Source organism: Winogradskyella pelagia (genome assembly GCF_017581965.1).
GTDB classification, from domain to species: Bacteria; Bacteroidota; Bacteroidia; order Flavobacteriales; family Flavobacteriaceae; genus Winogradskyella; species Winogradskyella pelagia.
Window position 1 is genome coordinate 261,063 of the sequence record NZ_JAGEVF010000001.1, and the last position, 21,986, is coordinate 283,048.

General features: G+C 36.6%; 18 protein-coding genes. 5 read left to right on the top strand and 13 right to left on the bottom strand.

All coding sequences use genetic code 11. The annotated features are described in order from the left end of the window. The first annotated feature begins 41 nt into the window (after positions 1-41). Both J4050_RS01220 and pyk read left to right on the top strand, forming a co-directional pair. The gene (locus J4050_RS01220) at positions 42-515 is read left to right on the top strand and encodes an IPExxxVDY family protein (protein WP_243878514.1); all 474 of its coding nucleotides are present in this window, start codon (positions 42-44) and stop codon (positions 513-515) included. Positions 516-519: 4 nt separating this feature from the next. Further along, positions 520-1,959: a pyruvate kinase gene (gene pyk, locus J4050_RS01225; RefSeq protein WP_208152115.1), complete on the top strand. Its 1,440-nt coding sequence runs from the start codon at positions 520-522 to the stop codon at positions 1,957-1,959. On the opposite strand, the gene dinB is transcribed toward pyk, so the two are convergent. Continuing rightward, the gene (dinB, locus tag J4050_RS01230; protein WP_208152116.1) at positions 1,956-3,068 is read right to left on the bottom strand and encodes a DNA polymerase IV; all 1,113 of its coding nucleotides are present in this window, start codon (positions 3,066-3,068) and stop codon (positions 1,956-1,958) included. The genes pyk and dinB overlap by 4 nt on opposite strands. A gap of 41 nt (positions 3,069-3,109) precedes the next feature. On the opposite strand from dinB, the gene J4050_RS01235 reads away from it, so the two are divergent. Together J4050_RS01235 and J4050_RS01240 are read left to right on the top strand one after the other, a co-directional pair. Next, a complete protein-coding gene (locus J4050_RS01235) occupies positions 3,110-3,775 on the top strand; it encodes an NAD-dependent epimerase/dehydratase family protein (RefSeq protein ID WP_208152117.1) in 666 nt (221 codons plus the stop codon). Continuing rightward, positions 3,765-4,235, top strand: a complete 471-nt coding sequence (locus J4050_RS01240) for a CYTH domain-containing protein (protein WP_208152118.1) — start codon at positions 3,765-3,767, stop codon at positions 4,233-4,235. The genes J4050_RS01235 and J4050_RS01240 overlap by 11 nt, the downstream gene beginning before the upstream one ends. Before the next feature lie 59 nt (positions 4,236-4,294). On the opposite strand, the gene J4050_RS01245 is transcribed toward J4050_RS01240, so the two are convergent. From J4050_RS01245 to J4050_RS01260, 4 genes are all read right to left on the bottom strand, one after another. Continuing rightward, positions 4,295-6,205: an OmpA family protein gene (locus J4050_RS01245; protein ID WP_208152119.1), complete on the bottom strand. Its 1,911-nt coding sequence runs from the start codon at positions 6,203-6,205 to the stop codon at positions 4,295-4,297. Between the two features lie 19 nt (positions 6,206-6,224). Continuing rightward, the gene (locus tag J4050_RS01250; RefSeq protein WP_208152120.1) at positions 6,225-7,127 is read right to left on the bottom strand and encodes a PorP/SprF family type IX secretion system membrane protein; all 903 of its coding nucleotides are present in this window, start codon (positions 7,125-7,127) and stop codon (positions 6,225-6,227) included. A gap of 26 nt (positions 7,128-7,153) precedes the next feature. Next, entirely contained in the window at positions 7,154-12,559 is a 5,406-nt protein-coding gene (locus tag J4050_RS01255) for an FIDD domain-containing protein (protein ID WP_208152121.1), read from the bottom strand. A 210-nt stretch (positions 12,560-12,769) separates the two neighbouring features. Beyond that, a complete protein-coding gene (locus tag J4050_RS01260; protein WP_208152122.1) occupies positions 12,770-13,723 on the bottom strand; it encodes an endonuclease/exonuclease/phosphatase family protein in 954 nt (317 codons plus the stop codon). A 70-nt stretch (positions 13,724-13,793) separates the two neighbouring features. Here J4050_RS01260 and hflX point away from each other — a divergent pair, with 70 nt between their 5' ends. Then, entirely contained in the window at positions 13,794-14,996 is a 1,203-nt protein-coding gene (gene hflX, locus J4050_RS01265; protein ID WP_208152123.1) for a GTPase HflX, read from the top strand. A gap of 45 nt (positions 14,997-15,041) precedes the next feature. On the opposite strand, the gene J4050_RS01270 is transcribed toward hflX, so the two are convergent. The 8 genes from J4050_RS01270 to sufD all read right to left on the bottom strand — a co-directional run bounded on the left by J4050_RS01270 (position 15,042) and on the right by sufD (position 21,982). Then, the gene (locus J4050_RS01270; RefSeq protein WP_208152124.1) at positions 15,042-15,980 is read right to left on the bottom strand and encodes a DUF3078 domain-containing protein; all 939 of its coding nucleotides are present in this window, start codon (positions 15,978-15,980) and stop codon (positions 15,042-15,044) included. A gap of 140 nt (positions 15,981-16,120) precedes the next feature. Beyond that, positions 16,121-16,627, bottom strand: coding sequence for a DUF2480 family protein (locus J4050_RS01275; RefSeq protein ID WP_208152125.1), 507 nt, complete (start codon positions 16,625-16,627; stop codon positions 16,121-16,123). A gap of 1 nt (position 16,628) precedes the next feature. Further along, positions 16,629-18,068 carry a hydroxymethylglutaryl-CoA synthase family protein gene (locus tag J4050_RS01280; protein ID WP_208152126.1) on the bottom strand — a complete coding sequence of 480 codons (1,440 nt, stop codon included), beginning with the start codon at positions 18,066-18,068 and terminating at the stop codon, positions 16,629-16,631. An 11-nt stretch (positions 18,069-18,079) separates the two neighbouring features. Beyond that, the gene (locus J4050_RS01285) at positions 18,080-18,406 is read right to left on the bottom strand and encodes a DUF59 domain-containing protein (RefSeq protein ID WP_208152127.1); all 327 of its coding nucleotides are present in this window, start codon (positions 18,404-18,406) and stop codon (positions 18,080-18,082) included. A 1-nt stretch (position 18,407) separates the two neighbouring features. Next, positions 18,408-18,830: a SufE family protein gene (locus J4050_RS01290; RefSeq protein WP_208152128.1), complete on the bottom strand. Its 423-nt coding sequence runs from the start codon at positions 18,828-18,830 to the stop codon at positions 18,408-18,410. A 34-nt stretch (positions 18,831-18,864) separates the two neighbouring features. Next, positions 18,865-19,383 (bottom strand): hypothetical protein, encoded by a 519-nt coding sequence (locus J4050_RS01295; protein WP_208152129.1) that lies wholly within the window; start codon positions 19,381-19,383, stop codon positions 18,865-18,867. A 46-nt stretch (positions 19,384-19,429) separates the two neighbouring features. Further along, positions 19,430-20,668, bottom strand: coding sequence for an aminotransferase class V-fold PLP-dependent enzyme (locus J4050_RS01300; RefSeq protein ID WP_208152130.1), 1,239 nt, complete (start codon positions 20,666-20,668; stop codon positions 19,430-19,432). After that, positions 20,669-21,982, bottom strand: a complete 1,314-nt coding sequence (gene sufD / locus J4050_RS01305) for a Fe-S cluster assembly protein SufD (protein WP_208152131.1) — start codon at positions 21,980-21,982, stop codon at positions 20,669-20,671. Positions 21,983-21,986: the final 4 nt, after the last annotated feature.

Sequence of the window (21,986 nt, forward strand, 5' to 3'; positions counted from 1 at the left end):
AAAACTCTATATTTACCTATTAATATTGTAGGCAAGTGGCAATGCATAAATTAGTTGTAGATGATTTTTATGACGATTCTTTTAAGCTCATAGCAGTTCATTGTAGGCTTGAGGATTATAGATTAGCCTACTTGCTAAATAAGCATTTGGATTTAAATTTAAAGCGCCAAAAAGATGATTTAGATTTTGAGTATTTTAAGTCTTCATATTCTATTTTTCAATGGGAAAACGTATCGCAATATGTAACTTGGCATTTGGTGACTAATGTCTGCAAAAAAGAAGAAGATAGTCTTTATAGTTCAGGAACGTTATTTGAAAATAGTCAAAGAGTATTAAAGACGTTTAATCTTATTCCAGAATACAAAAACGTAGACTATTTTATAAAAATTTCAAATGAGATAGATTCGGTAAATGACAAACTTATTTTAAACAAGTTGCACCAGATACCGCAAATAATAACAAGTTATTCAATAGACCCAGTAAAACTAAAGTCTAAGGATTATTTAATTTTTTGATTTAATGCAAACAAAGAAAACAAAGATAGTAGCTACACTAGGCCCATCAACTAGTAACAAAGAGGTGTTAAAAAAAATGCTTGATGAGGGTGCTAATGTATTTAGGATAAACTTTTCGCATGCTAATTACGATGATGTTAAGGAGCGGATTAAAATGATACGAGAGCTTAATGACGAGTTTGGCTTTAATGCTGCAATATTAGCTGATTTACAAGGGCCTAAATTGCGTGTAGGAATCATGAAGCAAGAGGTAATTGTTAGTGAAGGTGATGAAATTATCTTTGCAACAGGGAAGCGTTTTGAAGGTACTAAGGAGCGTGTATACATGACTTATGACAACTTCCCTCAAGATGCTAAACCCGGCGAGCGTATTTTATTAGATGATGGGAAACTTATTTTTGAAGTTGTTTCAACAGATGGCAAGGCTGAGGTAAAAGCAAGGGTTATTCAAGGAGGACCATTAAAATCTAAAAAAGGTGTAAACCTTCCAAATACTAATATCTCTCAGCCTGCATTGACGGAAAAAGATATTGAAGACGCCATTTTTGCAATAGGCCAAAAGGTAGATTGGATTGCCTTATCCTTTGTTCGCCACGCAGAGGATTTAATGCAATTAGAAACGCTTATAAGTGAACATGGTGATCACAAGATTCCTATTATAGCAAAAATTGAAAAGCCAGAAGCTGTAGAAAACATCGATAAAATTGTGGCTTATTGTGATGGACTAATGGTAGCACGTGGTGATTTAGGCGTGGAAGTTCCAGCTGAGGAAGTGCCATTAATTCAAAAGAAACTCGTTCTGCGTGCTAAGCGAGCAAGAATTCCGGTTATTATTGCCACCCAAATGATGGAGACCATGATAACAAGCCTTACTCCAACAAGAGCAGAGGTAAACGATGTAGCAAATTCTGTTATGGATGGTGCGGATGCTGTAATGCTCTCAGGAGAAACCTCGGTTGGTCAATATCCAGTGCAGGTGATTAGGCAAATGTCTAATATAATTAAAACGGTTGAGGACTCTCACCTTATAGCAGTGCCACAGTCGCCACCTCATATAAGAACCAAACGTTACATTACCAAATCTATATGTTACCATGCAGCGAATATGGCTAATGAGATTAATGCTAAAGCTATTTCAACCTTAACCAATAGTGGGTATACGGCTTTTCAGATATCTGCATGGCGCCCAAAAGCCCATATTTTAGTATTTACCTCTAATCGTCGCATCTTAACACAATTGAGCTTGCTCTGGGGTGTAGAGGCCTTTTTTTACGATAGATTTGTAAGTACTGACGAAACAATTGAAGACGTTAATTCAATTGCTTGTAAGAAAGGATATTTAGAAGTTGGAGACATGCTCATTAGTTTAGCAGCTATGCCAATACAAGCTAAAGGTATGGTAAATACACTCCGAGTTACTGAGATTGAGAGTTGTAGTTTTTAAAAATCAAACTTTAATTGAACGCTAACCGTTTGTTTGGTATCGTGTTTATCTAAGTTGGCCTTGTTTTTTGAGGTGTTGAGATTAGACAGTGAAATACCCAAAAGCCGAACGGAGTTTTTCAACTTCTCTTGGTATAATAAATCTTTGGCGGTATCTAATATAACGGATTTATCATTGATGAAATATGGAAGAGTTTTACTTCGAGTCTGTAAGGTAAAATCGCTGTATTTTATTTTTAAGGTTACCGTTTTGCCGGACATTCTACTGTTTTCTAATCGCCTTGCCACTTCTTGAGCAATTTGCTCTAGTTTTTCGAGCATAAATATTTCAGATGAAAGATTATTGCTAAAAGTACGTTCTGCAGCCAAGGACTTTCTAATTCTGTTTGGTTTAACCGGACTATTATGGATGCCACGAACTACGTGGTAATAGTATTTCCCAGATTTACCAAAATTTTCCTCTAAATAGTCCAAAGGTTTTGTTTTTAAATCTTTGCCTGTAAATATGCCCTTTTGATACATTTTCTCGGCAGTGACCTTACCAACACCGTAAAACTTTCTTATGTCTAGAGCTTCTAAAAATTCTAAGACATCCTCTGGGTTCACCGTTTTTTGTCCGTTTGGCTTATTGTAGTCACTAGCTACTTTTGCAACAAATTTATTAATGGAGATTCCTGCCGAAGCCGTTAAGCCAATTTCATAATGAATGCGCTCTCTAATTTTTTGAGCTATTAACGTAGCACTAGGAAATCCTATTTTATTCTCGGTGACATCGAGGTAAGCTTCATCAAGAGATAATGGCTCAACTAAATCTGTATAGTCAAAAAAAATAGCGCGTATGCGCTTTGAGATGTCTTTATACCGCTCAAACCGATGCTGAACAAAAATAAGCTCAGGACATAGTTTTTCGGCTAATCTGCCAGACATAGCACTCTTAACGCCAAATTTACGAGCTTCATAGCTCGCAGCACTAATAACACCACGTTTACCTCCACCACCTACAGCAATGGGTTTACCCTTTAATACCGGATTGTCCATTTGTTCAACTGAGGCATAAAAAGCATCCATATCTACATGGATAATTTTTCTAATAGGAACATCTAAGTCCATCTTTCAAATTTATAATATCTTTAGCAAAGAGAATGTAATTCATGGGAAAATCGGCTATTATTTTAGGAGCAACAGGACTAACAGGAGGCCAGCTATTAAACTACGTTTTAAGTGATAGTTATTATGAAAAGGTTTTGGTCTTTGGGCGACGACCCCTAGGGATCAATCATCCCAAATTAGAGGAGCATATCTTAGATCTATTTCAACTAAGAAATAAAGAAGAAATTTTTAAATCCGATGTGGTGTTTTGCTGCGTGGGCACTACTAAGGCAAAAACGCCTAATAAAGCAACATATAAGGACATTGATTATGGTATTCCTGTAGCAGCAGCAGAGCTTAGTAAAAAGAATAATATTCAATGCTTTGTGGTAATGTCGTCCTTAGGCGCTAATATGAATAGCCCCATATTTTATAATAGAATAAAAGGAGAAATGGAGCTTGCAGTATTAGCACAAGAAATACCACAGACCTATGTTTTACAACCTTCCTTGATTATGGGGAAGCGTAATGAATTTCGCTTAGGAGAGGCTTTGTTCAAAGGGCTTATGAATTTTATAAATCCCTTGTTAATAGGACAATTTAGACGGTATCAATCTATACAATCTACAACCTTAGCACTAGCCATGGCCGTTTTACCCAAAAGCAACAGATTATCTGGAATAATCCCATCAAACATAATTAAAGATATAGCAAATAATGGCAATTGAAATAGAGCGTAAGTTTTTAGTGTTAAATACTTCATTTAAGTATGAGGTAAGCCATCAATATAGAATCGTTCAGGGATTTTTAAATAGTCATAAAGAGAGAACTGTAAGGGTTAGAATATTGGAAAAAAAAGGTGTGTTAACTATTAAAGGGAAATCCTTTAAAGACGGTCTCGTACGTTTTGAATGGGAAAAAGAAATCCCTTTATTGGAAGCTGAGTCGCTGTTAGAATTATGTGAGCCTGGAATAGTTGAAAAGATTCGATACCAGATTACCCTTGGTGAATATATATTCGAGGTAGATGAATTTTTAGGAGAAAATGAGGGATTAATTATCGCAGAAATAGAACTCAATACAGAAAATGATATTTTTGAAAAGCCTAGCTGGTTGGGAAAAGAAGTGACTGGAAATGTTAAGTATTACAACTCCCAATTAGCTACTAAACCCTACAAACATTGGTAAATAAAAAAGCCTGCTATTGTAAATAACAGGCTATTATTAATTTATGGTTTCGGCAATTATTATGCCCCTGGTCCTCCACTGAGTATTATAAATTCTGACCTTCTATTTTCTTGGTGTTGTTCCTTTGTACATCCACCGGTGCAATCAATTTTAGGTTCAGATTCACCTTTACCTTCGGCAGTTATTCTAGATTCGTCTATACCCTTAGATATCACATATTGTACTGTGGATTTAGCACGCTTTTCAGATAACTGGGCATTATAACTTTCTGGGCCTCTAATATCTGTATGAGATGTCGCTTTAATAACTAAATCTGGATATTTGTTCATTATCTGAATGAGTTTATCTAACTCAAATGCCGCTTCAGCAGTAATATTATATTTATCGAACTCAAAGAAAATAGGATCTAATTCTATTTTGTCTGCAACAATTAGTTTTTCAATTGGATCAAGCGAAATTTGAACATTTTGTTCTTCCTCATTGGTGCCTTTTACCATTACCTTTTTGCTGTTATAGTCTTGCATTACTACTTCTAGTTCTGAATCCTCTTCACATTCTACAATAAACTCGGCGACACCATCGGCATTAGTCATTTTAGAAACAATTTTGTTTCCCTCTGAATCAAATAATGATACAGAAGCTCCACTAACAGGCTCACGTGTTTTATCATCTAATACGGTTGCCATGATAAGGACATCACAAAGTGGTTGTAATTTTTTAAATGCGAAGACATCATCACTTCCCTGACCACCATCACGATTAGAAGATACAAACCCTTCCTCAGCTTCTTCATCAATGGTAAAAGCAAAATCATCGCCATTACTGTTAATTGGGATACCTACATTTCTTATTGGGGCCATTTTACCGTCAATTTCCTTTGTGTAAAATACATCCATACCTCCGAGGCCTAGATGGCCATCTGAGGAAAAGTACAGAATGTTCTTACTGCTAATAAAAGGGAACATTTCTTGTCCTTCAGTATTTACTTTTTGACCTAAATTAACAGGCTCTCCAATACTACCGTTGGAGTTAATAGAAGCCTTATAAATATCGTAGTTGCCATAACCTCCTGGCATATTAGAAGCGAAATATAAAGTACTACCGTCTGCACTTACAGATGGATTTTTTACAGAATAATTTTCGCTGTTAATTGAAAGTGGCTCAACGGTATCCCAGTCCGAACCAAGTTTAGTAGCTTTGAATAAATATAGTTGACTAAAGCGAGTTTTACTCAAAGAATCCTTTTGAAAGTCTTTTTCGAAATAACTTTCTCTAGAGAAATACATAGTTTGACCGTCTGGAGAAAATGAGACTAAACCTTCATGGTATTTAGTATTAATTTTATCATTCATCAGTTCCGCCTCTTGATATGAACCATCAGAATTTTTATTTAATCTGTAAATATCTAAGAAGGGCTGAGCATTCCAACCATAGGTTTTTCTATTGTCATTTCTTCCTGATGCAATGTAAAGTTTTCCATCATTCGTTGTGCCACCAAAATCTGATTGTTCAGAATTGAAACTGGCATTCTGTACGTTAAATTTCTTTCCTTGTTCTAATATTTTAGGAAGGTAATTAGGATTTTTTCTAAACGCCGTTGCACGATCGTCTGATGGACGCATGGATGCAAACTTATCCATTTGCGTGTTTGATTCTTTGTACTTACCATTGGCTTTAAGCATTTGGGAATACTTATAAATTAATTCTGGATCGTCAGAAGTTTCTAAGGCTTTGGCATACCAGCGTTCAGCCTCAACAGTATTAAAAATATTGTAATAGCTCTCGGCTAATTGCGCGTATACATAAGGCGTAGCTTTGCCGTTTTCTACAAGTTTATTATAACTTTCAGCGGCTTTTACAAACTCAAAACGAGAGAATTGTTTGTCTGCCTTTTTGGTATTGGAATCTTGAGCAGTTAAGCTTAAACTACTCATCAGTGCGATAAATAATAGTGTTTTAAAGTTTTTCATAATGGATTAGCTTAACTGATTAAAAGTATCTTGGTGAACGTGAAACGCGTTTTGGGAAATTAAGGTCAAACAGCAGCATCACTTCATGAGATGCTGGCGCAAAAGCCTTAATATCTGAGGAAACCGCATCGTAGGCATAACCTACCCTAACAGATTCTGAAAGTGAAAAATTCACTAAACCAGAAAAAGAATCGTCTAATCTGTAAGAGGCACCTATTTCAAATTTCTTAAAAAAGCGTGCATTTAAGTTAACATCAAAAGATGTTGGAGCATCAAATGAGGATTTCACCATAAATGAAGGTTTAAGCTCTGTATTAGGAGATAAATCGAATACATACCCACCCGTAACAAAATAATGTTGGGTTTCAGATCCAATCTTATTTCCGTTTGCGTCTAAATGAACAGAAGCAAGCATATTTGGCACAGAGACAGCTAGATAATACTTGTTTGTATAGTAAAAGAATCCAGCGCCAATATTTGGAGTTGTTTCGTTAATATTTTGGAAAAAAGGATCATCAGGGTCGATGAGGTCAATACTGGCTAATCCGATATCATGAAAGGTTGCGCCAGCTTTTACACCAAATGCTAAGCGATGTTCTCCTCCCAATTTGAGGGTATAAGACACATCAACATAGGTATTGGTTTCTCTTACCGGTCCTAATTGGTCTGCAATAACAGATAATCCTAGTCCCAAATTGTTACCAATTGGTGAATGACCAAAGAATGTTCCTGTCTCTGGAGCACCATCAATTTGCGACCATTGATTCCTATATAATAGACCAAAGGATAAACCTTCCCTGGAACCAGCATAAGCCGGATTTATAATGTTCATATTGTACATGTACTGGGTGAACTGTGGGTCTTGTTGCCCATGAACTTGCAGTGCTAAAAGCAAAACCGCTATAATAGAAAGTTTTTTCATTTTAGTAAGTTGATTCTGTTAGTTGATTATCTATTAATATATATCCATCCGGTACGTGTCTTTGTACCTCCTTCGTAAATCATGGTGTAGAAATATGTTCCTACTGGTAATTCTTCACCATCATCGGTTTGTCCAACCCATTCGTCTCTGTAATTATCTTTAGAATAGACAAGTGTACCGTTTCTATTAAAAATTTGAAGGGTCCTTACATTAAAATATCTTAAATCGAATGTGTCATTTTGCCCAATGGAAACTCCCGGAGAAATCCCTTGAGGAATAACACAGTTCTCAAATTCTGTTACCGCTGGTGCAGTTAGAGTGTAAGAACATCCTGTGGTATTTAAAGTAATAATGGCTGAATAATCACCTTCTTCAAATACTTCAATTGACAAGTCCGTTTCACCTGGAATCGTAGCATTATCTATAAGCCACTCAATAGTAACTTCTGATGCGGTGAAATCATTAGGTAAAATTGTCAATACAACTCCAGAGTCGGCCTCAGGGCATAATAAGAATTCATTAGTCTCTGTATCAAAGTAGAATACGTCTGTGTTTATGGTAGCCGTAACTTCATCTAATACTACTAGGTTAAAGGAATTAACCACGTAACAGTTTGGTAATAGAATATCCTCTACTCTAACATAAATGGTTGTACTACCAGAAGAATATAATCCTGGCAAGGCATCAACATTATTCTCTGCGTCTTCTTGAGAGCTGTGGTATGTTACGTTATAACTAGCAGGGTCTTGTCCGTCTAAAACAATAGTTGTATGCGCATCTAGGTCAAAATCGGCAATATCATTTAACATACCATCATTATCGTCACACTCCTCAATGTCTTGGCTCAAGGCTGTCTGAGACGGTGCGTTAATTATTAAGCTAAATGAGGTTGTATTATAACATCCTGTAGTATTGTTTTCTAACCTTACAAAAATTACTTCACCGTTAGCACCTGTATATGGAGATGAAAGGGCACTTGTTCCAGTGTCTGCATCTGCTAAGGTGTTGTGATATGTTAGAGTTACTTCTGTTGGATCTGCACCATTCAAAATAACGGTATCATTATCTGTAAGCATAAATTCTGCCGTAGTATTGGCTGAACAGGTTTCAAGGTCTATAGGTACACCTATGGCCGGTGTAGCTAAAACGACTAATTCTACTTCAGAAATTTCTCTACAGCCCAGGAATCCATCATTAGCCGCATTACTATCTTCAATTCTAATAATTAGTGTTTCTCCAGAAGTATTATAAGGTGAACTTACCGGGTTTATAGCTTGATTTGCGTCTGATAAGTTGGTATAGAAACTTATTGTAAATTCCGGACCGAAACCTAATGATGCAGAAATAGCATCTAGATCAAAGTCTTCAAAACCATCGGCCTCAGGGCCATCACATACTTCTTCAGTAAATGGATCTACATTTCCTGGGTCATCATAGAAGTTAAGTTCTGCTAAAGCTGAGAAGTAAACTTCACTTTGATCGCAAATACCTCCGAGAACCTGCACTTGATAAGTACCGGATTCAGAAGCTACATATGTAGGATCCGTTGCACCAGGTATTACAAAGCCGTCTTGATACCATACGTATTGATCAACATCATAAAAAGTAGTGGCTTCTAAGGTAACACTATCAAAACCACAATAGTTTAAAATTTCGTCAGGTGTGCCTAAATCTGGTTCATCGTCATCAATTGGAGCACCTTCAATTTCAAGTACAACATCACAAACCACATCGCAATTGGTACCGTCTACAGGACCAGAATCTTGAGTAAAGGTATATGTTCCTGGTTGTTGTGAGAAGTTAGTAATTAAAATGACATATGTTGAATTAGCAGGTACATTATTTAAATTGATAGTCTCAGAGGCTGTTGGTGAGAAACTACAATCCACAATATTTGGCGTAATTAATTCCACACAACCGCTTTGTTGATCAACAAATGGCCCCCAAACAATAAAGTCAATATCAAGAGGTGCACCCGTATTACTAACTTGGTCTAAACTAAATTGGTAATCTCCAGGGTCATCAAATAAAATAGTATTCCACTGAGGATCTGGCTGAGACCCTAGACAATCATAATCTAGGTAAGGAGGCGCTACCTGATCGCCAACTACACTTGGATAGTCTATGTTAGGATCAGCACAAATTGGCAAAGCATCCAAACAAAATGTTGGTTCACCTAAAGTACTGATGCAAAGATCAAAGGTTGAAGTTTCATCTACAGAACCCGCAGAGAAAACTCTTATATAATATGTATTACCTATTGTGAGTCCTGGAGTTAAACTAAAGTCGTCAGGAGAACAATAAATCTCGGTAAGATTATCACATGTACCTTCATATAAGGCATGATCTAAATTAAATGTACCTCCAGCAATATTTTCAATTTGAATAATTTGTTGTTCTCCCAATGCAACGAACTCAAACCAAACATCATCATCTGGGTCACCAGCACAACTTCCAGGAGGTACACCTGAAGGCGTAGCTGCCAAAATCGTTCCAGGCGTTGAAGTGGTACAAGACTCGTCTGCATTAACCACAGCAATGGCTGCATTACATGGATTATCATTAACAGGAGGGCATGCTAATAATTGTATGGCTTGGCTATTAATCACACAATTTCCATCTTGGTCATTGCTAATTGTAATAATAACATCTTGTAAGAATGGGAATGGCCCTACTTGGTATATCCCTGTTGCAGTAACATTATCTACAGTATCACCATTGATATTATTAGATATAGTAAGAGAGGTCGCATCTCCAAGATCTGTTACATTGACATCAACTAAGAATTGATCACCGTTAGCACAATCATCAATGACTGTATAAGTTGCTTGTGGATTTATACATGTTGCACAAGCTACAGTATAATTAATTCCATCAGATAGTGGAGCGCCGCTGCTAGCGCAGCTTACGGATCCATCGGAGTTAATATAAAAGGAAATTGTATCACCAGTAGACTGGAAAGTTAAACCACCAATATTACCGTTATTTCCATAATTATCGTCAGTTGGCGCAAATCCAGGGAACGGAGTGTCGTCAGAATCCAAAACAACGAGTTCATCCCAGTTGTTTTCAACAAAACCAGAATTAAAGGTTAAATTAAGAGGTGTACCATCTAAACTTGTAAAAGTTAAAATTTCTGGGTTGGCTGCACCACCATTATCATAACAATAATCAAGAGTGACAGGCCCTCCATTGGCACAATCCAAGAATGTTTCAGTACATATATCTTGAGTTAAAGATGGGCTAGATACTATACAATTACTATCGGTGGCATTGGCTACAGAAATTACAACATCAGTATTATTAGGGTAAGGCCCAAAGGTATAAACTCCAGTCCCTGAAACTGTTTGGTCATTTGCAGGGTCTACGTTGTCACTAATAATAACAGAAGATGCACTTCCTAAGTCGGTTAAATCTACATCAACTAAAAATTGTGGTCCATTGATACAGTCACTCACAACAACATAGTCTGCGACCGGATTAGTACATGTTGCACAATTTACCGTATAGTTAATTCCTCCAGCAAGAGCAGTGCTTCCACTACCACAGCTTACAGAGCCATCCGAGTTAATGTAAAAGGAAATAGTGTCGCCTGTTGATTGTAGGCTTATTCCACTAATATCTCCTGCATTTCCATAGTTATTGTCTGTAGGTGCAAACCCAGGGAATGGTGTACCATCTGAATCTAATACTACAAGTTCGTCCCATGTATTTTCTACATTACCAGAATTAAAGGTTAGATTTAATGATGTACCATCATTACTTGAAAACGTAAAAATAACAGGGTTGGTGGCGCCACCGTTCTCGTAACAATAATCTTGGGTTACTGGACCGCCACTTGCACAATCCAAAACAAAATCCGTTTGAATTGGTGTTGTGAAATTTATAGGTCCAGCCCAAAGACTATTTCCTGAGGTACAATTAGCCAGGACATAAATTTCATAATCTGTAGATGGCATAAGACCGGTTTCGGTAACTGTTGTTGTTGTAACTGAATTACCACTTGCAGGCTCTCCGGTTCCAGCTGGTTGAACTACATATTCCCATGACGTTTCACCATTATTCGCAGCCCAAGAAATGTCTGCAGAATTTGCTGTGAGATTGTCTGCGATTATGCTACTTGGAGCAATACAGAATGACCCACAAGTTTCTACGCGCATTAAATCAATGGACATATCTCCATTAAAATCACCAGTACCTGTATGGCTAAACTCTACATATATTATTTGTCCTAAATAGGTATCAAGGTTTATACCTACCGGCACCCAATCGGCTGCGTTTGAGGTTTGAAGTTCACCGATCCATGTAAATTCCGTTGTAAAAGGTCCAGTTGGAGAGGTTCCTACACCAACATTTAAAGTCCCCATATCTTCACCAAAGGCATGCATGTAGAATGAAAGTTCAGCACCGTCAGTTGCAGTTGTTAAATCTATGGCCGGACTTACGGCAGATGCTGTGGCTGTAGCACCTCCAGAAGCTTCATAATTCATATAATTTGCTCCACTAAAAGGATTATCAGGACCTGTATCTAAGGACCCAGAAGCACCTGGGATTTCCCAGAAGCCAGATTGATCTGTAGTTGTTAAATCTCCTGTCCAACCATCAAAAGCATCAAATTCAGCTGTATAAACAAATGATGAATCACCTGAGCTACAAGTCACCCCAACAGGCGCTGGAGGTGGAACATTTAGTGTTGTAAAAGTTATTGGCCCTACCCAAAGACTATTATCTCCAGGACCACATTCAGCCAGGTAGTATAGAAAATACTGTGTAGAAGGAGTTAAACCAGATAACGTTCCTGAGGGTGTCCCGTTAATTGTAGCTGCTCCTTCTTCTTCACCATTTCCAGGCGTAAAATCAGCACCACCATTCCACTCTAAAAGCCAAGTGGTTTCTGCATTGCCCGCTGTCCAATCAACGTCAGCGCTATCAGGTGTAATTCCTGAAACAACAAGATTAGAAGGTTCTGGACAGGTCGGCGTTTCAAAAATCGTAACCACGATGTTAGACCAATTCGCATCAGAGCCGCCAAAGGATTGGTTTAAAGTTAGTTCTAACAAACCGTCGGTTGTAGGGTCATAAAAACCAGTAAATTCACCGTCAAAGGTTAGTGTAGTATTTCCGCCCCCAGCTAAGGCTCCAGAAGAGGGAGGGTCTATAGTTACATTTCCAGCAGAAGTTGTAATAGTTAAATCAGCTTCGCTAGACCAGGCATTAAATCCATTGACCCAATCCACAGATATTGAGAATGCATTATAGGTCCCAGTACTTGACGCTGGGGCTGAAGAACCGTTGCCACTGTCATTGATACTTACTGTGGGAGGTGTTCCTGAGGGTACATTAATTGGCCCAGCTATAGGATTGAATACATGTTGTGCGCTTAACGACAAGAAACATCCAAAAATGAATAAAAACAAAGTAACTTTTTTCATTATTAATTGGTTTGTTAGAAATTATATATCCTTTACAATCAAAGCATTATAAAGGATTGATTTTTAAAATATCGGTTTGGGGGCGAAAATTGGATAAAAGCTTAATTTTATTAACCAAATCGAATATATAAAAAATGGCAATTAACAGTCTGTTAACATTGTTATAATAGATTAACGGCCGTAATAATCGACAAATGGTTGAAAAGAAACTTAGCCTTTTTTTAGGCTAAGATAGACAGGGAAGTGATCGCTATAACCTCCTTTGTAGCGCTTACCTACATAGGTTCTAAAAGGCTGTCCCTTATACTTGCCGTGATACTGCGTTAAGAACTTGTTATTGAATATATCAGCAGTTTTAAATGATATGGGAGAATCGGCTGAATTTAAAAAATTAGTAGAACATAATATTTGATCGAAAAGATTCCATTGAAAGTTGTGGTTAAGGCTACCTTTATCTCTAGACCATATGGTTTTAAATGGGTTAAATAGTTGACTTTCAGTTTCAATCAATCTTATACTATCATCATCTGGATTGTCGTTGAAATCGCCCATTACAATGATTTTTTCATCTGGATTGGTCAAATGAATATTCTCAATTATAGCATTTACTTTATGAGCAGCTGCCAGGCGTTTATGTTTAGTTTCTTCCTCACCTTCTCTGCGAGAGGACCAATGATTAACGAGGATGCTTATATTTTCATTCTCCAATTTACCTTGAACTAAGAGGATATCTCTTGTATAATCGCGTTGTCCAAGCTCATCTTCAAAATACACCGAAAAAGAATCAGAATTGTAAACTTTAAATATCTCACTTTTATAGAGCAAGGCTACATCAATACCGCGCTCATCAGAAGAGTCAAAATGTACAAAACTATATTCTTCATCTTTTAGTGTTTTGATATTGACTAAATCAGATAGAACAGTTTTGTTTTCAATTTCGGCTAAACCAACAATAATAGGTGCATATGAAGAACTATCATCACCAATTTCAGAAATAACGTTTCCTATTTTAATAAGTTTATTAGTATAACGTTTTTTGGTCCAGCGTTTTTTTGAAAACGGCAGAAAGTCGTCATCATTTGTTCTTGGGTCGTCAACCGTATCAAATAGGTTTTCAATATTGTAAAACGCTATGGTATAAGAATCTATGTTTTTGTCAGTCATACCTGTAAATATAGAATTTTACTACGGTATAAGAAATATCCATTTGTTTACCTTTGTGCTTTAGTTTATTATGATTGAAAAGAAAGATATTGCTCTAGAGACTGTTGTTTTAATAGGTATTATTACTAAAGACCAAGACGAAATGCGTTCTAAAGAGTATTTAGACGAATTGGAGTTTTTAACCTACACTGCAGGAGGTGAAGTTGTAAAACGCTTTACTCAAAAAATGGATATGCCAAACCCTAAAACCTTTATTGGGTCGGGTAAAATGCAAGAGGTGCAAGAATTTGTAAAAGAAAACGAGGTTGGGACTGTTATTTTTGATGATGAGTTGTCACCTGCCCAAGAACGCAATATCAGTAAAATCCTTAATTGTAAAATTCTAGATCGGACAAATCTTATTTTAGACATTTTTGCCCAACGCGCCCAGACAAGCTATGCACGTACACAGGTAGAATTAGCACAGTGCGAATATTTACTGCCGCGTCTCAAAGGAATGTGGACACACCTTGAACGCCAAAAAGGAGGAATTGGAATGCGAGGTCCTGGTGAAACAGAAATAGAAACAGACCGCCGAATTGTTAGAGATAAAATTGCTTTGTTAAAGGCAAAAATTAAGACCATTGATAAACAAATGGCCGTTCAGCGAGGTAACCGTGGTAAATTGGTGAGAGTGGCTCTCGTAGGTTATACAAATGTTGGAAAATCGACGCTAATGAACGTTATTAGTAAAAGCGAGGTTTTTGCAGAGAACAAGCTTTTTGCCACACTAGATACTACTGTGCGCAAGGTTGTTATTGGGAATCTACCCTTTCTCGTGAGCGATACGGTTGGATTTATAAGAAAACTACCTACGCAATTGGTAGAATCTTTTAAAAGTACCTTAGACGAGGTACGCGAGGCAGACTTATTGCTTCATGTTGTAGATATCTCTCATTCTAATTTTGAAGAGCATATTGAGTCGGTTAACCAAATATTGGATGAAATTGAAGCCAAGGATAAACCGACAATAATGGTATTTAATAAAATTGATTCCTATAAGTCGGAACCCATAGATGATGATACCGAAATAACTAAAGCAAATTATACTATCGAAGATTGGAAGAGAACTTGGATGTCTAAAGTAGGAGAGACAGCGTTATTTATTTCTGCCTTAAATAAAGATAATCTAGATGAGTTTAGAAAACGAGTTTATAAAGAAGTGAGAGAAATTCATGTAACCCGTTTTCCCTATAACAATTTTCTTTATCCAGATGTTGAAGATATTACATAAAAAAAAGAGGTCTAATTTAGACCTCTTTTTTATGATAATGCTATTTTAGAATTTATAGCTTAAACCAAACGTCCAAAAGGACTGTAGATCATTGTCAACATTGTCAAAGTTAGGTTCTGCACTAGGACCAGTAGGATCCCAGTTAGATTGGGCAAAGTTAACCGCTTCTTGTCTATTGTCTCTTAGACCAAAGTCGAAACCTAAACCAAAATTTTTCCATAAGGTGTATCCAAATGAATTGGTCCATGTCCAGTTAGAAAGGTTACTATCCTCATAACTTTGAAATACTGAGAGATTAGATTTTATGTTTAATTTACCAATAGTTTTGGTATAATCTGCAACAATCTTTGCACCAAGTGATGAATCAAAAACAGTATTACCGCTGGAGAAGACAAAGTTGTAATTTAAGGGGTGAATCACAACGGTTAAGTCTGCGTTCGGTGTCCATGTCATACCAACACCTAAATCAAGGTATCCAGGATCATTAAAATTGTCTATTATAGTAGTACGGTATTCTCCAAATACCGAGACTGCCCAAGAGTTGCTTACTCGGTAGCCATAAAGAGATGATAGGTTAAAAACATCTGTAGCTGCTCTAAAGCTATCATCATCATTTGGGTCATCTTTATCATCAAACTTAATCCAATTAAGATTTAGGGTTAGTGCGTTTTTCCAAAAATATTTGTCTTCAATTTTATTAGCAAAACCGTTGACTGTAAAACCAATACTACCAGCTTCATTATTTGGTGAACCTTGCGCATACCAATTGTTAAATTGAGATAAGCTTCCGCCTATAGTACCAAAGGCGCCAATGTGCCATCCTGGAAGAGCATCAATTTGAGCCTGAATTGCATCCACCTCTCCTTGAAATTTGTCTACTTCTGCTTGTTTTTCTGCTTTTTGAGCCTCAAGCTCCTCTTTAGTTTGAGCAAACCCTAACGAAAACACAAACATTATTAATGTTGATAAGAGTAATTTTTTCATCTTAATTAATTAGGTTTTAGTTAATTATAGTTAATAAATGTCAGCAAATATACAGTTTTGACAGTAAATACTTATAACCGTACGGCTTTAATCTTACTCTGTTAGACCAATAAATATTTCATTGGTCACAATTAAATTTGTTATTTCTTTTTATAAAGTGGCACAGAAGAACAGGCCTCTCCAAACATTATAGATTTAGCAATAGGTTTAAGCTTTTGGGTAAGCAGAACTAGGGCATTAGTGGGCACTGGCTTATGAGAGCAACCCTTTATTATTACAGGTAATTCACTATAATTAGTAACGTCTAGTTTATTTATAATCTCTGAATAAATTATAGATTCTAAATGTTCTAATGATCCAACTACTGTGAGTTTAGAATAATTTTGAAGTTCAACAGAAATGAGCATATATGCCCAATCCGGTACTATGGCTTCTGTTGAGCAGTGTAATGCTATATAGCAATTTTTATATTGAGACCAGTCGTGCTCTGCAACAGAAGCCCTGAAGCCTTTTTCTCTTAAAACCAATCCTTCATACAGCCAATCTTTAATATCAAAAAGAACACGTTGCCCATTGGGATAATAGTCTTCTAAATCTATGACCTTGAGTTTACTTTTAGCAACTCTGTTTATAATCTCTTCTGCCATTTTATTTTACTTTGTAACGTCTAAGACCGTAATTGGTTTCTTCTTGCTCAACGTAATCTAAACTAATTGAACTTCCATTTAATATTGGTTCTGCTAATTGTGATTTGTGAAGTTTCTCGTAAGTCAAAATATCTACTGCTATTCTATCATTAAGGGTTTCAAATAACCTTACATTTTTTATTTTTTCACTCCAGTTTTTAGCTAGGGTTCCTTCAAAAATTTTGGACTTGGAACCACTACCATATGCAATAAAACCAAAATTCGCACCATCCAAATTTTCACCTGTAGTTAAAGCATGTGATAATAGGCTTAAGAAGGACATAAAAATGGATGCGGTATACATGTTTCCTATTAATGAAGATGCCAATTCTCCTTGGCTAATTTTTTGTGTAACAAAGTCTTGGTATTTTTGAGATTTATACGCTTTTTTAAGCCAATCCTTGTTATTAGATTCCGTTTGACATCCGATTTCTTGTTCCAACGATTTCATGTCATTGGAGGCTTTTATCCAGTTGAGCCAATTGCTGAAAATGATTCGTCTACCGTGATAAGCATAAGGTAAATGAAACACTATTTTGGACCACGCATTTAAATAATCTGTGGCTTTTTGGCAATTAAAATGATCAAGGGCTTCTGTTATGCGGTCTTCATAGCAGGCATTGGAAAATTGCCCATCGAAAACGGGTTCTTCCTTAAATAATTCCACAACATCACTAGCTTCTGACCAAAAAGGTGAATTAGAAACTTCAAGGAATGCTGCTATCTTATCGTGGGAATCATCCAAACCAAGTTCTTTAAATACAGATTTTAATAAGTCTGCTTTTTTGAAAGTCCGTCGTGGTTTAAAAAAGTCGCCTTCGCTTTTTGAAGCGACGCCCCAAGTATCCTTTATCTCTATAATTGCCGGATTGTGGCTGACTAAAACGGCAACGGCCCCTGCTCCTTGTGTATATTCACCAGTAGAATTTAAATCGTACTTTGAGAAATCTGAAGCAATGACAACAGCTTTTCGTTCTGGGCTCTGTTTTACCCAATCTAAACTATTGTGCAAAGCATCAACACCACCTACACAGGCAAATGTCACATCGAGAATATCGCAATGTTTAAAACTGCGTCTACCAAAAGTGCTCTCTAATTGATTTTCTACAATTTCAACAGCATATGTTGCGGTGGGTTTAGAACCGTCGATTGCACTTTCGGTTCCAAGATATACGCGGCCGATTTCTGTTGGGTTAATATTGTTCTGTTCAATTAAATTAAGAAGTGCATTTGCAGCGAATGTTGCCGCATCTTCGCCCAAATTTGGAACTGCCATTTTCTTAAGGCCAAGTCCTTTTTCTAATTTTTCAGCAGGTATTCCCCTTTCGTTTGCCAAATCTGAGATTGGCACGTATAATTGAGGTACGTAAAACGCTATAGCATCAATTCCGACAGTGTTCATTAGCCATGAGGTTATAACATTCCTAATTCTAATTTTGCCTCTTCACTCATAAGGTCTTGAGACCAAGGAGGGTCAAAGGTTATTTCAACCTCTGCGTCTTTAACTTCGTTGATAGACTTTACTTTTTCTTCAACTTCCAAAGGAAGCGTTTCTGCTACAGGACAATTAGGAGACGTTAATGTCATTAAAATCTTTACTTCAGAGTCTTCATTAACAAAAACATCGTAGATTAAACCAAGCTCATAAATATCAACTGGGATTTCTGGGTCGAAAATGGTTTTGAGAACTCTTACGATTTTGTCACCAAGTACTGTAGTATCTATTGTTGTGTCATTCATTTTAGTTCAATTGTGTTTGGTATGCAATAGCATACATTTTTAATTGTTTTATCATACTCACCAAACCGTTAGCACGTGTGGGCGATAGATGTTCTTTTAGACCTATTTGGTCTATAAAATCAGTATCGGAATCAATAATAGCTTTTGGATTCTGGTTTGAAAAAACGCGTATTAAGATGGCAATAATGCCTTTGGTAATTATGGCATCACTGTCTGCTGTGAATTTTACTTTATTATCGTCCATTTCAGCATGGACCCAAACCTTGCTTTGGCAACCTTTTATGATATGGTCATCTGTTTTGAATTTATCTTCAATAAGCGGTAGGGTTTTACCCAAATCAATCATGTATTGGTAGCGCTCCTCCCAATCATCGAACATTGAAAATTCATCAATAATTTCGTTCTGCACTTCTTCTATTGTCATAATTGGCAATTTTTATTACAAAGTTACAAAATAGCTATTGTTTTATAAGGTTATCCCTAACGGATAGTACTTTAGCCACAAAGTTTAATATTTCTTTTGGAGGGTGACCATGATCAAAACTAGGCGTCATAAGTTCTTCATCACCCTTAATAATAGATAACGTTGCGTGCGGTGCACCGTCATAATGTCTCATGCTTGTTGGTGCTTCAAGGTTACGGAATTTGTCTTCGTCAACAGCTATGATGAACTCTAAAATGGCTTGCCAATCTTCTTTTTTAGTGGGATAGGTTCTTGTATTTTTAAAATTACGGTCTTCTGTGAGCATAGTTTCCTCCTCGGAAATATAAGTGTATTCGAAAACGCCTCGTGTTGATGACCTGTAGGCTACAGCAATTTTGTTGTATTGAGGAATGTTTGTTTCATCAGCGATAACCATATCCTTAGTTTCATTAATAGCTGCAATATCTTTATCTGAGGTAGTTACCATGGCTTCTTTGGATTTGCATGATCCCAAAATGGTAACAAAAACTATTAGGCCTGAAAGAAATCTCATTAAAAATTGTTTTACAACTCTAAGTTACACTTTTGATGCCAAACTATTAGGATAACATCAAAACGGCTTTTTTTAAAGACGAAATAAAGTAATCAATTTCCTCTCTTGTATTGTAGAACATAAACGAAGCCCTAATAGTGCCAGGGATTTGATAATAATCCATTATTGGTTGTGCACAGTGGTGTCCTGTTCTCACAGCAATTCCCATTTTGTCGAGTAATGTACCAATATCATAAGGGTGAATATTACCAACATTAAAAGAAATGACCGAGGTTTTCTTTTTAGCCGTTCCGTAGATTTTTACGCCTTCAATCTCCAATAAAAGTTTAGTGGCATAATCAAGCAGTTCGTTTTCATAATTAGCAATGGCATCAAAACCAATAGCATTCATGTAGTCCAATGCTGCACCAAAAGCTATACCTCCGCATACATTTGGTGTTCCTGCTTCAAACTTATGGGGTAAATCTGCATAGCTTGTTTTTTTAAATGTAACTTCTGCTATCATTTCACCACCACCTTGATACGGGGGTAATGTTTTTAGCCACTTTTCTTTACCGTACAACATTCCAATCCCGGTAGGGCCACATATTTTGTGCGCTGAACACACATAGAAATCAACGTCTAAATCTTGTACATCTGGCTTTATGTGAGGGCAAGATTGTGCACCATCTACTAAAACCGCTGCTCCTACCGTATGTGCTTTATTAATTATTTCTTTTATAGGATTAATAGTGCCAAGGGCATTAGAAATATGATTTACAAAAACCAGTTTTGTGTTTGGACCCAATAATTTGTCGTATTCGGACAAATCCAAGTCACCATTTTGGTTCATTGGGATAACATGCAATTTAGCACCAGTACGCTCGCAAAGCATTTGCCATGGGACAATATTACTATGATGCTCTAAGGCAGACACAATAAGTTCATCCTTTTCATTTAAAAGAGAAGTAAATCCATTGGCCACTAAATTGATGCCATGTGTAGTTCCTGAGGTGAAAATAATTTCGTGCGGCTGTGCCGCGTTAAAGTGCGTTTGAATCTTTTGTCTTGCCAATTCGTAGGCATCCGTTGCCTCTTGGCTGAGACTATGTACACCACGATGAATATTGGCATTATAATTACTATAGTAGTCTACAATAACATCTATAACCTGCTGAGGTGTTTGAGATGTGGCTGCGTTATCAAAATAGACTAAGGGCTTTCCATTGACTTCTCTACGAAGTATTGGAAAGTCTTTTCTAATAGACTCTACGTTAAAATCAATATTTTTTTCTGTGACGTTCATCTATAAGTCAAACCCTATATTAACACCTAGTTTTTTGGCTATAATTTTAGTAATCCTTGATTTTATTTCTGGTATTTTAACTGAGTCTAGTACGTTATTACTAAAAGCGAACATCAATAACGCTTTTGCTTCTTTTTCTGGTATACCTCTAGACCTGAGATAGAACATGGCGCTATCATCTAATTGGCCGATGGTACATCCGTGAGAACATTTAACATCGTCTGCAAAAATCTCTAATTGTGGTTTAGTATTTATGCTTGCTTTATCGCTAATAAGAATATTGTTATTGGCCTGAAAAGCATTTGTTTTTTGGGCTTCTTTTTCAACAACGACCTTTCCGTTAAAAACACCAGTAGCCTTATCATCGAATATGCCTTTATAATCTTGATGACTTTCGCAATTAGGCTCAATATGATGTACTAAAGTATTGTGATCTACATGTTGTTTATCTCCAATAATAGTAATACCCTTCATTGTTGAGTCTATACGCTCTCCATTTTGAAAGAAATTAAGGTTGTTTCTAGTAAGTTTCCCGCCAAATGAAAAGGTGTGTACCTTGGCAACGCTCTCTTGTTTTTGGTTAATAAAGGTGTTATCAATCAATGAAGCTGTTTGCCTATCGTTCTGGATTTTATAATAATCTACAATAGCACGTTTATTTGCGTAAATTTCTGTGACGCTATTATTAAGTACTGGATTTTCTGTTAAGCTTTGGTGGCGCTCGATAATCTGAACATGTGAATTTTCATCTACCACCACAAGGTTACGTGGTTGTAACATTAAAGCCGATTCGTTTCCTGTAGAAAAATGTAAGATTTGAATTGGTTTATCTACCACTTTATTTTTCGGAATATGTATATAAGCGCCTTCGGCAGAAAAAGCTGTGTTCAATGAAGACAGGCTGTCTTTACCAGCAATTTTATTGAAGTAGTTATCAATGACCAATCTGTACTTAGGTTTGCTTAGAGCCGCAGACATTAAACAGACATCAATACCCTCGTGAGTGGTTTGCGATAAGTGGGAAGAGTACTTTCCATCCACAAATATAATTTTATAAGAATCTATGTCGTGAATAAAATACTGCTTTACATCACCATATTCCAAGGCGTTTTCATGCTTTGGAAACACACTGTAATTAGGCTTTAAAATGGAATTAAGGGATGTATATTTCCAGGCTTCTAGTCGTTTTGTAGGGAAGCCTTTAGTCTCAAATGTTTTTATAGCTTCAGTTCTTATATCATGCACAGGAGAATCTATATCTATTAAATCCTCAAATGCCATGAAGGAAGATACTAATTTATCTTTAAGTTCCATAGTT